This is a genomic window from Kitasatospora sp. NPDC101447, from assembly GCF_044767225.1.
GTDB lineage: Bacteria > Actinomycetota > Actinomycetes > Streptomycetales > Streptomycetaceae > Kitasatospora.
Genome location: NZ_JBIWNL010000027.1, coordinates 34,428 through 47,204, shown reverse-complemented (window position 1 = coordinate 47,204; position 12,777 = coordinate 34,428). Strand labels below are relative to the sequence as shown.

At 69.0% G+C, this 12,777-nt stretch carries 19 protein-coding genes; 17 read left to right on the top strand and 2 right to left on the bottom strand.

What is annotated here, in order from left to right; all coding sequences use genetic code 11:
* The first annotated feature begins 34 nt into the window (after positions 1–34).
* The gene (locus tag ACIRST_RS30015; RefSeq protein ID WP_350525422.1) at positions 35–385 is read left to right on the top strand and encodes a YciI family protein; all 351 of its coding nucleotides are present in this window, start codon (positions 35–37) and stop codon (positions 383–385) included.
* A gap of 5 nt (positions 386–390) precedes the next feature.
* Positions 391–744 carry a YciI family protein gene (locus ACIRST_RS30010; protein ID WP_402805882.1) on the top strand — a complete coding sequence of 118 codons (354 nt, stop codon included), beginning with the start codon at positions 391–393 and terminating at the stop codon, positions 742–744.
* A 42-nt stretch (positions 745–786) separates the two neighbouring features.
* Here ACIRST_RS30010 and ACIRST_RS30005 read toward each other — a convergent pair whose 3' ends face one another.
* Both ACIRST_RS30005 and ACIRST_RS30000 read right to left on the bottom strand, forming a co-directional pair.
* Positions 787–987: a DUF397 domain-containing protein gene (locus tag ACIRST_RS30005; RefSeq protein WP_402805879.1), complete on the bottom strand. Its 201-nt coding sequence runs from the start codon at positions 985–987 to the stop codon at positions 787–789.
* Complete coding sequence (locus ACIRST_RS30000; protein WP_402805877.1) at positions 980–1,846, bottom strand: helix-turn-helix domain-containing protein; 867 nt, start codon at positions 1,844–1,846, stop codon at positions 980–982. The genes ACIRST_RS30005 and ACIRST_RS30000 overlap by 8 nt, the downstream gene beginning before the upstream one ends.
* Before the next feature lie 269 nt (positions 1,847–2,115).
* Between ACIRST_RS30000 and ACIRST_RS29995 the strand changes: the two genes are divergently transcribed.
* The 15 genes from ACIRST_RS29995 to ACIRST_RS29925 all read left to right on the top strand — a co-directional run bounded on the left by ACIRST_RS29995 (position 2,116) and on the right by ACIRST_RS29925 (position 12,590).
* Entirely contained in the window at positions 2,116–2,478 is a 363-nt protein-coding gene (locus ACIRST_RS29995) for an ATP-binding protein (protein ID WP_402805874.1), read from the top strand.
* Positions 2,475–2,726, top strand: coding sequence for a hypothetical protein (locus tag ACIRST_RS29990; protein WP_402805871.1), 252 nt, complete (start codon positions 2,475–2,477; stop codon positions 2,724–2,726). Before ACIRST_RS29995 ends, ACIRST_RS29990 begins: the two co-directional genes overlap by 4 nt.
* A 187-nt stretch (positions 2,727–2,913) precedes the next feature.
* Positions 2,914–3,147 carry a hypothetical protein gene (locus ACIRST_RS29985; protein WP_402805868.1) on the top strand — a complete coding sequence of 78 codons (234 nt, stop codon included), beginning with the start codon at positions 2,914–2,916 and terminating at the stop codon, positions 3,145–3,147.
* Positions 3,128–3,652: a DUF6879 family protein gene (locus ACIRST_RS29980; protein ID WP_350525429.1), complete on the top strand. Its 525-nt coding sequence runs from the start codon at positions 3,128–3,130 to the stop codon at positions 3,650–3,652. The genes ACIRST_RS29985 and ACIRST_RS29980 overlap by 20 nt, the downstream gene beginning before the upstream one ends.
* A gap of 30 nt (positions 3,653–3,682) precedes the next feature.
* A complete protein-coding gene (locus tag ACIRST_RS29975) occupies positions 3,683–4,531 on the top strand; it encodes a helix-turn-helix domain-containing protein (RefSeq protein WP_402805863.1) in 849 nt (282 codons plus the stop codon).
* A gap of 95 nt (positions 4,532–4,626) precedes the next feature.
* Positions 4,627–4,884, top strand: a complete 258-nt coding sequence (locus ACIRST_RS29970; protein ID WP_402805861.1) for a hypothetical protein — start codon at positions 4,627–4,629, stop codon at positions 4,882–4,884.
* Positions 4,885–5,096: 212 nt separating this feature from the next.
* A complete protein-coding gene (locus ACIRST_RS29965; RefSeq protein WP_402805859.1) occupies positions 5,097–5,297 on the top strand; it encodes a hypothetical protein in 201 nt (66 codons plus the stop codon).
* 110 nt (positions 5,298–5,407) lie between these two features.
* The gene (locus ACIRST_RS29960) at positions 5,408–6,271 is read left to right on the top strand and encodes a hypothetical protein (RefSeq protein WP_402805856.1); all 864 of its coding nucleotides are present in this window, start codon (positions 5,408–5,410) and stop codon (positions 6,269–6,271) included.
* Positions 6,250–6,708, top strand: a complete 459-nt coding sequence (locus ACIRST_RS29955) for a GNAT family N-acetyltransferase (RefSeq protein WP_402805854.1) — start codon at positions 6,250–6,252, stop codon at positions 6,706–6,708. The genes ACIRST_RS29960 and ACIRST_RS29955 overlap by 22 nt, the downstream gene beginning before the upstream one ends.
* A gap of 464 nt (positions 6,709–7,172) precedes the next feature.
* Positions 7,173–7,562, top strand: a complete 390-nt coding sequence (locus ACIRST_RS29950) for a hypothetical protein (protein ID WP_402805852.1) — start codon at positions 7,173–7,175, stop codon at positions 7,560–7,562.
* Positions 7,562–9,289, top strand: coding sequence for an alpha/beta hydrolase (locus tag ACIRST_RS29945; protein WP_402805849.1), 1,728 nt, complete (start codon positions 7,562–7,564; stop codon positions 9,287–9,289). Before ACIRST_RS29950 ends, ACIRST_RS29945 begins: the two co-directional genes overlap by 1 nt.
* A complete protein-coding gene (locus ACIRST_RS29940) occupies positions 9,286–9,909 on the top strand; it encodes a hypothetical protein (protein ID WP_402805847.1) in 624 nt (207 codons plus the stop codon). Before ACIRST_RS29945 ends, ACIRST_RS29940 begins: the two co-directional genes overlap by 4 nt.
* Before the next feature lie 100 nt (positions 9,910–10,009).
* On the top strand, positions 10,010–10,489 hold the full coding sequence (locus tag ACIRST_RS29935) for a hypothetical protein (RefSeq protein ID WP_402805844.1): 480 nt from the start codon (positions 10,010–10,012) through the stop codon (positions 10,487–10,489).
* A 550-nt stretch (positions 10,490–11,039) separates the two neighbouring features.
* The gene (locus ACIRST_RS29930; protein ID WP_402805841.1) at positions 11,040–11,456 is read left to right on the top strand and encodes a hypothetical protein; all 417 of its coding nucleotides are present in this window, start codon (positions 11,040–11,042) and stop codon (positions 11,454–11,456) included.
* Positions 11,457–12,590: a ricin-type beta-trefoil lectin domain protein gene (locus tag ACIRST_RS29925; protein ID WP_402805838.1), complete on the top strand. Its 1,134-nt coding sequence runs from the start codon at positions 11,457–11,459 to the stop codon at positions 12,588–12,590.
* The last annotated feature ends 187 nt before the right edge of the window (positions 12,591–12,777 follow it).

Here is a 12,777-nt window from a genome sequence, read left to right as displayed (position 1 = left end):
CGCCGTTCGCCGTTCGCTGTTCCGGGGAGGGGACATGGAGTACGCACTGCTGGTCTTCGGCCAGGAGACGGACTGGGACCGGATGACGCCCGAGGAGCGCGAGGCGCGGTTCACCGCCAACCGCGCCTTCGGACGGGAGCTGGCCGAGGCCGGCGTGCGGATCGTCTACGGCGCGCGGCTGGCCCGGCCGGCCGCCGCCGAGGGCGAGGCCCGGGCCGGGGACGGCGTGCTGGAGGTCGGCGGCCTCTGGGTGATCGACGTGCCCTCCGAACAGGAGGCGCTCGGCTGGGCGGCGAAACTGCCGGTCAGCGAATCGGGCCGGGTGGAGGTCCGTCGCTGCGACGGGCCACCGCGGACCAACCGGCCGGTGGGAACGGAGAACTGAGGATCATGGAATACACCCTGCTCATTCACGGCGACGAGCGGGTCTGGAACGGGCTGAGCGAGGCGGAGGAGGCGGCACTCGACGCCGCCCACGCGAGATTCGGCCGGGAGCTCGCCGAGGCCGGTGTCGGCGTGCGGTACGGGGGTGGGCTGCACCGCAGCTGCAGCGCCCGGCTGGTGGTGCCGGGGGGCGCCGCCGGGGCACCGGTCTCGGACGGGCCGTACCGGGAGGGGCACGAGCACCTGGGCGGGCTGTGGGTGATCGACGTTGCCGATGAGGCGGAGGCCGTGGCCTGGGCCCGCCGCATGCCCGGCGCCCCGGGCGACCTCGTCGAGGTCCGCCCGGTCCGGGTGACCTGAGGAATTCGCCCCGTCGAGCACCGGCTCGACGGGGCGACGTGCTCAGGCGTCGGCGACGAAGTGGTCGAACTCGCCCGCCTTCGCGCCTTGGAGGAAGGCGGCGAACTTGGCGGGCGAGGTGCGGACGATGACGTCACCGTCGTCGGACTCGCGAAGCTCGATCACCCCGTCGGAGGTACGGACCTCAACGCATTCGGAGTTCGCAGCCGAGTAACTGGACTTCTGCCAGGAAGAGTTAGACATCTTTGCTTTCCATATCCTTCTTGATGGATTGAATGAACTCCCGGGACTCCTCTTCCGAGAGGGCCGCCGAATCGATCCGGTCGAGCAGGGAGCGAAACTGGGCGGTGTGCGCCGGTGCGTCATAGAGGACGCTGCCAAGGCCTGAATCCATCTGCGCTGTGTCGAGCTCAGGAACCGGACCTTCAGCGTAGGTGAAGTTCTCGTAGTTGACCGGAAGCGTATCCACGTCGAACAGCACGACTCGGACCGAGATGGTCGACCGCTCGGAATCCTCGATGAGGCTACCGAGCTGCTCGGCTTGGACCTTTGGCCCACTGAACTGCATGCGCAACGCCGCTTCGTGGATGTATGCCGAGTACGGAGTCTCGCCGGATCGGACCACCTGCTGCCGCTGGATGCGAAAGGCGGTCCTCAGGTCGACCTCGTGGTGGGGAAGAAGCGGGAAACCTCGGGCGAAAACCGCAGAAGCGTAAGCAGTGGTCTGGAGCAATCCAGGAATGAAGGCCATGGTGTAGGTCGAAAGCCCATGGGCGCGACCCTCGATCTCGGCCATCTCCAGGAAGTGCTGCGCGAGGCGGCCACGGTAGTCCTCCCACCAACCTCCCTTGTCACGACCCGAGATGATGTCCGCCAACGCATCGATCAGTGGCTCGTTGACACACATGCACAGCGCGGCGATCGTACGCAGTCGTTCGACACTGATGCCGGTCTTGCCGCTCTCCATCTGTGTCACATGAGCTGGGTTGATTCCGAGCGCGCGGGCGAGCTCACTGCCGCCGAGGCCCGCCTGTTCACGCATCCTGCGCAGCTCGGCACCCAGCCGCCGCTGGCGGAAAGTCGGGTTCGATCGAAGCGCCATGACGTCCTCTCTGCAGGTCGTGGGACCAGTGTGCCTCAGAGCCGCCGCCACGTTAGAGGGAACTTCTCGCGCACCGCCACAAATCTGTGGCGGTGCGCGCTATCGTCATTCCCAGCTCGATCCGACGGATCGTCAGTAATGCCTGCACCCCGGGCAGTAGGCGCCTGCTGCCCCGGCACCGAAGAGCAACCAGCCCTGCTCCGGCCTGGCCTGGCTCACGGCGACGCCCGTCGTCACCTCTCCCACACCACAGCCTCACGGAGGTTCCCGTGTGCACCCGTAACACCCCCTCGCTCACGCTCAGCCGGCAGGCCCTGCGGGACGTCCTGACCCGCAACGGCTGGCACCCCGAGACCATCTTCAACGCCGAACTCGCCCTGATGGAGCTCCTCGTCAACGCGTGGCGCCACGGCGACACCACGGCGCCCGTCGTCTGGTTCTCCCTCCTCGGGCACACCCTCCGCGTCACCGTCTCCGACGAGTCCGACGCCGTCCCCCAGCAGCGGAGCGCGGCCGAGTTCGCCGAGACCGGCCGCGGCCTCCAGCTGGTGGAGGGCCTCACCCACCGCTGGGGCGTCGACCCCCAGAAGCGCGGCAAGAGCGTCTGGTACGAGCTGGACTCGGTCGCGTGACCCGCGAACCCGTCGCCCCGGACGACCCGCGGATGCGCGACTACAGCGGGCCGCAGATCACGGCCCTCCTCGGCGAACTGCACAGGCGCGGAATGCCGTACGGACTCCTCTGGGGCTCCGCCTCGCCCGGCGGGTCCACCCTCGACGGGCGCATCCTCGTCGACTTCGGCAACGCCCCGGTCAGCACCATGCTCAACCTCCTCCACCTCCTCCGCGACCTGGACCGCCACAAGGCGTGGACCCCGTAGAACAAGCAGCACTGACCCACGCGGAGGCCCTCGCCCACCCATGGCGAGGGCCTCGCGGGCACCCCCGACAGAGCTCAGGGAAGTGACCCCCGTGCCGCCCGTGCGCCGATACGCCGTTGACGGCGTCAGCGGGCCGAGTTCAAGGTCGTCACAACTGAGCGCAACAGACGCATCAGCGGAGGTGGTCATGGAGCTACGATTCCTCGGCAAGGACCCGGAGTCGGGCGATCACGGATGCCCGTCCGTATGCCTCGACGAGGAGCGCGGGGAGCTGGTGATCCAAGGCTGGAAGGCAGATCTGGCAACGGAGGCCGAGTGCCGGAAAGCCGGCCCCATTCCGGAGCACGAGGCCGTGGTCCGGATCCCCAAACGCATGATCCCGCTTCTCAGGGAGGCCGTTCGTGGCGCAGACGCTCTCTAGCTTCGCCGATCTGATCCGATCCGCGCAGCACTCCGCGCTGCACCTGGAGATGCGGGACTGGTACGCGGTCGAGAACGAGACCGACGGGTTCACCGCATGGCGTCAGGGCAAGAGGCTCGACCCCGAGAACCGGGAGTCGTGGTGGCGGCCGTGGCTGGACCTGGTGCAGGAAGTCACCCGCAAGGGCGTCGCGATTCGTCGCGCCCGGGTCGTCTCGGAGCCGGTGAGCGAGTACATCCGCTTCGAACATTCCGGGACCTTCACCAATGTCGCGGCGGGTGAAGAGATTCGGTGGCTCCCCAGGCGTGGTGCGTCGGGAATCGCCCTCCCAGGGAACGACTGCTGGATCTTCGACGGCCGGGTCGTCCAGTTCAACGTCTTCGACGGCGACGGCCGGTGGGTCCACACCGATCAGACCGAAGACCCGGCGGTGGTGGCGCTTTGCGCCTCGGCCTTCGAGGCCGTGTGGGACGCCGGGGTCCCGCACCAGAAGTTCGCCGTCTAGCGCCTGCGCCGGAAGTCGATCGGCCGGTTCATGCCCACCTCTCCACTGTCCAGTGCGAAGGCCGCACGCGCAGAGATCGCCGCACGCCTGGACGCGATGAAGAAGGACGCGGGGCTCACCGGGGATGAACTGGCCGGCCGGTGCGGGTGGCACAAGTCGAAGTCATCGCGGATCGCGCGCGGTCTGACCGCGCCTTCGGATGCGGACATCCGTGCCTGGTGCGCCGCCTGCGGATCCGAGGACCAGGCCTCGGACCTCATCTCGGCTTCACGTTCCGCCGACTCGATGTACGTGCAGTGGCGGCAGATCCACCGCGACGGCATGCGCCGGATCCACGAGAAGACCCTCCCGTTGTACCAACGAACCCGGAGCTTCCGGGTCTACGCATCCAACGTCGTGCCGGGAATGCTTCAGACAACCGGGTACGCAACAGGGCTCCTTCGGTCGATCACCGACTTCCAAGGAACGCCTGATGATGTCGACCAGGCCGTTCGAGCCAGGACCGAACGATCGAGCGTGGTCCAGAACGCCGGCCGGCGGTTCGCGATCCTGGTCGAGGAAGCAGTCCTGTACTACCGAGTGGCGGACAACGCGGCCATGGCCGCCCAGCTGGGACGCCTGTTGTCGGTCATGGCTCAGCCGAACGTGTCCTTCGGGATCATCCCGCGGGGCGTGCGCCGTACAGTGTGGCCGCTCGAAGCGTTCTACGCCTTCGATGACGAGCTGGTCGCCGTGGAGACCCTCACTGCCGAGATCAACATCTCCACTCCGAGCGAGATCAGCACGTATCACCGGGCCTTCGCCGAGCTGGCGAAGCTCGCCGTCCGGGGCGCGACGGCACGGACCTGCATCACGAAAGCCATCGACTCGCTCGGGTGAACCGGTGCAACCGGGTGCAACTTCGTCGACTGCACGGCCCTTGGCTCCTTACCGTCCTGCTGACGACATCTCATCAGGCGCGGGGAGCTGATCTCATGGCCGACGGCGAATGCCCGGGATGTGCGTTCTTCGTCGATGCGAAGGCGCGCTACCCGACCGACGAGTACCCCACCATCGGCCGGATGCTCGTCCGAACGCACGCACAGCACCTGGCTGACGGGGAGTGCCTGGCGCCCTCTCGGCCGGTCCTCACGCCGGAGGAGCACACCGCAGCTCCCCTGACCTCCGAGGAGCGGCAGCGGCGGGCTGACCTGCTGACCCGCGTCCGGGCAGCGAACCATCCCGTGCGCTGAGCGCGACATCGAACAGGAGGACAACACCGCGAACGCCCTGTGCGAGATCGAGATCCCGACCGACCTTGCCGCCTACAACTGGCCTTCACCATCCGCGTGTTGGGTGTGGCGAGCATCGATCCCGATCGCTTCGGCGCTACCGTCTGACGCACCCCCCGCTCGAACCGTCCCCGCCCTGTCCCTTCCACGACCCCGACCCCGGGGAGGACCCGATGTCGACCTGCACGCAGTGCTCCGCTCCTGCGGCGATCGAGGATCTCGACGTACAGCCGCCCCAGCCCTGGTGCCTGGGCTGTGCGACCGCCCTCGTGCGAGCGGGCGATCCGGTGATCAACTACCGCTCGCTCCGCGGCGAGAACGAGTACGAGCACATCCTCGCCGGCGGCAGCACCCAGGTACTGCCCTTCGGCTGACCGGCACACCAAAACGGCTCGCTCCCTGCGCGCAGGGAGCGAGCCGCTCTCGGGTTGATTCTGCGGGTCGTCTCCGAGCACATCCCGTGCGAGTGGAAGGCAGTAAGAGAATGGGCGAGTTCACTCCCGCGGCCGACGAAGCGCTGAAGGCCGCGCGATCCATGTGTGGGCCGCTGGAGCTGGCGGAGATCAGCAACCGGCGAGGCTCCGCAGTCTGGAAGGCCACCGGGCCGCGAGGCGTCGCGAGCATCAAGCTCGGCACCGGTGAGGCCGCCGAGGTGACCGCGCGCGAAGCCTCCGTCCTGGACCAGCTCCCCGGCTACACCGTGACCGCCGGCCGCTTCGACGACGGCGTCTGGTACGTCACCCCGTGGCTGGCCGGACCGTCCACCTGGGAGGTCTTCCGCCCGGTACGCAAGGGCGACGGCGGGCGGGGTGACGCCCTTGAAGCGGCAGTGGAGCTGTGCCGCGCCGTTGCCGGCCTCCACGCCGAGGGGTGGGTACACGGCGACCTTCAGCCCCAGCACGGAATCCACGGCGCGGACGGAACGGTGCGCCTCCTCGACTTCGCCTGGTCCCGACGGCTCGGCAGCACCCCGTGGACCGCATTCGACGGCACGATGATCCACCTCACCGCCCCGGAGTTGGCTGCCGCCATCATCACCGGCCCCCAGCCCGTCGACACGACACAGACGGCCGACGTCCATGCCCTCGCCGGCACCCTGTGGACCTGCGTCACAGGCACATGGCCGCTGGACTACGAGGCCGCCGGACTCGGGCGGGGCACGCCCGTCGCGGAGATCCGCAAGGCCATCGCGACCCGGGCCGTCCCGCTCGCCGCCTCGACGCCCTGGCCCACGCTTCAGGCCCGGCTGCGGGACGTCCTGCTGGCCGGGCCCGACGACCGGCCGAGCGCCGTCGAACTGGCCGACCTCGTACAAGCGGTGGACGCATGGTCCGGCTACGCGAGCTGACCCCGGACGACGCCGTAGCCCTCCAGAGCATCTACAGCCCGGAATCGACGAGGTTCCTCGGCCGCGGGCCGATGGACGCCGCGGAAGCCCGAAGCGCCGCTCACGACGCTGCGGCCTCCGCCGCTCGATCCCCGCGCATGATCTACACCCTGGGCCTCGATGTCGACGGCGATCTGCTCGGGATCGCCAAGCTCCACCTCGACCGCTCCTTCGCCTCCGCCGGCTACGTCCTGCGTCCGGATGCCTGGGGGAAGGGGCTCGCCACCGAAGCAGTACGCGGGCTCGTCGCCCTGGGCTTCGGCCATCTCGGGCTGTCCGCGATCCGCGCCAAACACCACCCGCAGAACCCGGCTTCCGGCCGCGTCCTCCTCAAGGCGGGGTTCGAACCGACCGGTGAGCACGCCGGATTCACCACCTATGCCATCCGGTCGCCCTGAGCACATCTGAGACAACACACCAAAACGGCCCGCTCCCTGCGTGCAGGGAGCGGGCCGTTCGCATACCGGTCGTGGTAGGGCGCCGCGGGCGGGGGGCGGGGCAGTGGCCGGGGCCTGCCGCATGCCCTCAGCGCCGGGTGACCTGAGCCGGCGCGCCGGGCGCATCGACTGTGAAGGAGTGGGAAGTCGGATCGGCCGACTTCCCACTCCTCTTGCCCTGGTGGGGCGTCACGGCGCATCGGTGAGGTCGAGTTCGGCCCGAGCACTCTCGGAGTTGGGATGGCGGGGGCTGGTGCCCCAACGGTGACCGGCAGGTGCGCGCCAAGCACCCCCACGGAGCGAAACGAGTCTGCTACGTTCACTGTGCGCGAATAAGTGGTCACACGTACGATTCATGCGTACACGACCACTCACGGCTGGCAAGCAGGCGCGGCGCAGGTCACTGGTTGGGGGGACGAACATCCATGAATGCGTACGCAGGCTCGGACGGGACAGGCGGGGCCTACGCCGTCCCGGCGGCCACGCCGCCGCTCGGAGCGACGTTCGGGGTCAATCCCGCGGATCTGGACCTGGCTGCCAAGGCCGCCAAGGAGAGCGGTGAGGCGATGCCTGGCGAACTCAAGGCGATCCACCAACCCTCCGACGCTGTGGTCTCCGCGCTGTCGGGCTGGCAGGTCGGCGCCTCTCTGCAGAACTGCACCGCGGCGTGGGAGGAACTACTGAACAAGCTCGCATCCGAGGTTGACGGAGTTGCCCTGAAGCTAAGCCAGACCGCCACCGACTACCGCAACGCGGACAAGAACGGCGCCACAAGCCTGAAGCCTTCCGGGCTGTCCCCGCAGGGGGCGCGCTGATGGTCACCCTCGCCCAACTGCGAGACACCGAGCTGTCCGGCTTGATCCCGGCGGCAACCGCCTACGACACCCTCTCCAGCAACTTCAGCAAGCACGTGCAGATCATGCAGCAGGAGGTCCTCAAGCACGTCTACAACGCGAACTGGGTCGGCAACGCCGCCGGTGCCGCCAACGCCTCGCTGCAGCGCACCAGCAACCGTCTGGACGCTGCCCACACCGAGATGTCGGCGGTCTCCGGGCTGCTGCGCGAGGCCTCCGAGAGCTTCCTGCTCGCCCAGTCCAAGTTGAAGGTAGCGCTGCAGGAGGCCCAGAACCTGGGGCTGACCGTCGCCGATGACGGGACGGTGTCCTGGCCCGCGCCGTCCAAAACGGAGAGGAACGACCCGGGGTACAACGTCCCCGAGCAGGCGAAAGCACTGGCGAACCGGATATCCGAGGCCGTCACCGAGGCCGGCAACGCCGACCAGAAGATCGCAGGGCTTCTGAACGCCCTGACCGAACGCGCCCGCAACGGCACCGGGTTGGAGGCCGACAAGGCCGCCGCAGACCTGAAGGCCGTCACGCAGCAAGGTGTCGACCTGATGGCCGCCGGCTTCCCGCCCGCCGGCGCCTCGCCCGCCGACGTCAACGGATGGTGGAAGGGCCTGACGCCCGAAGAGCAGCAGCGACTCATCAAAGCCCATCCTGACCTGCTGGGCATGCGCGACGGCATCCCGGCCGCGGCCCGGAACCAGGCCAACCAGCTGAATCTCGCCAATCTCATCACCAAGTACCAGCAGAAGCCCGACCTGACGGACGACGAGAGGCAGAAGCTGGACGGCTTCCTCGCGATCGACAAGAAGCTGAAGGAACGCAAGGACCAACCTCCGCCCGTGTTCCTGCTCGGCGTCAGCGAGGAGGGCCAGGGTCGCGGCATCCTTTCCTACGGCAACCCCGACACCGCTACGAACGTCAGCGCCTACGTACCCGGGATGGCCACCAAGCTCACGGATGTCGCCAACAAGGACGGCGACCGCGCCCTGAACGTGTACACCGCCGCGCGTATCGCCGACGCCAACGCGTCGGTCGCGTCGATGGTTTGGCTCGGCTACGACCCGCCACCCGACGCAATGAAGGTGCTGGAGGGCGACACCCGTCCACTGGAAGTAGCGGACACAGACCGTGCCGAGAAGGGCGGCGCCGCCTACGACAAGTTCATGGCAGGCCTGCGCGCCACACACGACGGGCCGCGTGCACACCTGGTCGCCCTGGCCCACAGCTACGGCACCACCACGGTGGGCTTGGGTGCACAAATGTCGGGCGGCACCGGCGCCGACGACATCATCCTCGTCGGCTCCCCCGGCACCGGCGCCCACAAGGCCTCGGAACTGAACATCGATCCCAGCCACGTGTGGGTCGGCGAGGCGGATAACGACCCAGTGACCCACGCGCCGCCCTTGGACCGAGTCGCCATGGCCGTTACGGGACCGTTCGCCCCACCCGTAGACGACTATTGGCAGGAACACACCCCTCCCAACCGGCTCTGGCACGGCCAGGACCCGGCCAGCAAAGAGTTCGGCGCCAACCGCTTCGCCGTCCCGGACGGAGACATACGCTCCGCCCACTCCCTCTACATGGAGAAACCCAACCCAGATGCCCAGCCGGGCGACCCCGCAATCTCCGCCAACAACATCGGCCAGATCGTGGCGGGCAACTACAGCAACGTCACCAGACAGGAGCAGCGATGACCACACCCATGAGCAAGCCGCTGTCACGACGCCTGTCCAACGCCGCCGTACCGGTCGCGCTCGCACTCGCTTTGACGTCCTGCAGCGTGGTCAAGGCCAACGTCGACTCCTACCGACCCTTGCCGTCCACCTCGCTGGTACCGCCCGAGCAAGCCCTGCACACCCTCGACACCCTGCTCGACGACTCCCTCGGCCAGGTCCAGCCCCGCCTGCAGTACTGGGACGCCTGGCCGACCTCCACGGAACAGGCAGGAGGGATTGACGACCACTCCCTCGGTTACGCCACGGCCTCCCGCGACCGCTACATCATGACCAAGATCGACCCGGCCAAGTACACCACCCTGCTAGGCATGGTCGAGAAGGGTTGGAGAGCCAAGGGCTACACGGTCGCCACACCCGCCGGAATCGCCCTGCCCTCCCTCGCCGCCCGAACCTCGGACGGAAACAGCGTCAGCATCACCATCTACACGCACGGCAACATCTCCATCAGCGCGTCCGTGTACCGCATCCCTGTCATCCGCGACCACGATCCGTTCGGCACTCCCACCCCCGTACCGGTCACGACCAACGGCGATCCCGACATCCTCCCCAAGTACGAGGACCCATTCTGGTCACACTGATAACCCCGAACTGTCCGGGCTGCTCCGGCCAACTCGGCCACTGGCCTGCTCCAGGCCCAGCGGCCCACAGCCCTGCTCCCCCATCCTCCAAAGGCTCCGCATGACCCCCGAACAGGCCGTCCAGGAACTCGACGCACTCCTCAACGAGGCGATGTCCGCCATTCGGCCGCCGCTGCGCTACTGGGACGGCTGGCCGCGCTCAACCGAGCAGACCGCGGGCCCGGACAACCACTCCCTGGGCCACGCGGTCGCCACCCGCGACCGGTACATCATGACCGTGGTCGACCCCGCCAAGTACGGCCCGCTGCTGGGCGTCGCCGAACGCGGATGGCAGGCCTGCGGGTACCGAATCACCGCCGTCAACCCGAATCAGCCTGCCATGTTCGCCACCACGCCCACCGGGCACAGCGTGTGCATGCTTTTCGGAGCCGCGGGCAACATCACTTTCCAGGCCACCGTCGGCCCCATCCCCGTCATCCGCGACCGCGACCCCTTCGGCACCTACGTCCCCGAGCCGACCCTGCCCAACGGCAACCTCGACATCATCCCCCGGTACGAGGACCCGTTCTGGTCGCACTGAACGGCCGCTTCCCGCAATGGCGGCAACTGTTCGTGACACCTGCAACCAGCCTGCCCAGCCGACCGCATGAGTTGCCGACACGCGTGGCGAACCCGCATCCGGCCACGGTGGCCGACCCTCACAGCAGATCCGCCGTGAGCACCTGCAGCACCGGCCTCCACACCTTCTCAGGTCGACCTGTTCGGGGAACCGCATCGATGCGAACGGACTGAGACAGCGCACCGAGACGGCCCGCTCCCTGCATACAGGGAGCGGGCCGTTCGCGTACCGGTCATGGTAGGGAGCCGCGGGCGGACGGCACGAGGGGGCGGGGGCGGGAGGCGGGAGGCGGGAGGCGGGAGGCGAGAGGAGTGGGGGGGGGGGGGGGGGGGCGGGCCCCCCCCCCCCCCACTCCTCGTGCCTTGGTGAGGCTTCACGGCGCATCGGTGAGGTCGAGTTCACCACCGAGGTCCGACCCGGGGTCGGTGAACCCCGCTCGCAGCTCCGACCGTGTCCGAGGTGGCGCCGCGTCCGCGGTCGGCCGTCCTTCGGCGCGACGGAGTTCGATGTCATGAGCAGGAACACCAACCACGCGAGGCACGGAGGCCCGGGAGTGCGCGCGGCTCTCGCCCGGCGACGGGTCCCGATCGCTGCGACCGCGCTCGCGGTGCTGGCCGGATCCGCCCTCGCGATGTCCGCCCGCGCCGCGGGCCCGGAGGCCGCCCCCTCGCCGGCCGCCGGCGCCCCGGCTTCCGCCGTCAAGGTCCAGCAGTGGGTGTACCCGGGGCCCGCGGGGTCCGCCGTGTGCAGCGCGCCCTCGGAGTACGCCGACGGGCGGCTCGCCCAGGGCGTGCTGAAGCCGGAGTACTACACCATCGACGCCACCGGCAGCGCCGCCCTGCTGTCGGCGTCCGACCCGGACTACGCCTGCAACGGCTACAGCGCCGCGAACGCGGCCGATGTGAAGGCGCACTCCGCGCAGCAGTAAATGACGGTCTCGCTGGCGGACCTGGAGTCCGAGCGCAAGCTCACCGGTGACCCGGCGAAGACCGCCGCGGCCGTGCAGACGCTCGCCGACTTCACCCAGAAGATCGGCTTCAACGGCGTCGACATCGACTTCGAGAACTACTGGGCGTGGAGCGACAAGGACGCCTCGAACTACAACGCCTTCCTGCGGGCGCTGGCCGACGGGCTGCACGCGCGCGGCCTCAGGCTCCAGGTGGAGGGGCCGCCGGACACCACCACCAAGTTCGACTACGGCAAGGTGCTGGCGCTCGGCGCCGACCAGGTCGTGATGATGGCGTACGACCAGGAGTACCAGTCCCCGGCCGGCGCCACCTGCCTGCCGTACGCGCAGTTCGACTGGATGCGCGACCTGCTGTCGGGCGCGCTGGCGCAGATCCCGGCGGACCAGCGCTCGCGGTTCGTCGCGGGCCTGCCCTCCGAGGCGTACACGGCGAGCGACCAGTGCCGAAAGATCGCCGGCAACCAGACGATCGCCGACATGAAGAAGGCCCCGGGCTACTCCGAGGACCCGGCGGTCGTCGCCCAGCGGCGCGACCCGGCCTCGGGCGAGATCCGCTGGAGCTCGGGCGGCCGCTTCTACGACTACGTCGACCAGGCCGCGCTGGACGCCAAGCTCAAGATCGCGACCGACCTCGGCATCAACGACGTCTCGGTGTGGGCCCTGGGCGGCGGCAACGCCTGGTTCTCCCCCGGCGCCCTGGGCGGCGGCACCACGGCCCACGGCCTGGTGTCGAGGGCGAGCGGCCGCTGCGCCAACGCCCCGGCCCAGGGCAACCTGACGCGCCTGGAGGTCCGGGACTGTGACGGCTCCGCCGGCGAGGCCCTGACGGTGGGGACGGACGGCACGCTGCGCGTGTACGGCAAGTGCGTGGACGCCTCCGGTCGCAAGACCGCGGCCGGCACCCCGGTCATCCTCTACACGTGCAACGGCGGCAACAACCAGCAGTGGGCCCACCAGCCCGACGGTTCGTTCGTCGGCGGCCAGTCGGGCCTCTGCCTGGACGTGATCGGCGGCGCCGTCCCCGCGCCCGACGGCACCCAGCTGGAGCTGTGGCCGTGCACCGGCAAGACCAACCAGATCTGGACCCTCGTCTGAGGCCTGCCTGGCCCGCACCATCCGCAACGGCCCACCGCCACCCCGGCGGTGGGCCGTTCGCATGCGGGTTGCGGCAGGGGCGACTCGGGGGCCGGGCCGAATCGTCAAGTCCTGGTCCCTACAAGGCAATTACTTCATCAACCTTCGTGCCGCTCCCCTTGCCCGGCTCATGACAGGTCGGCAACCC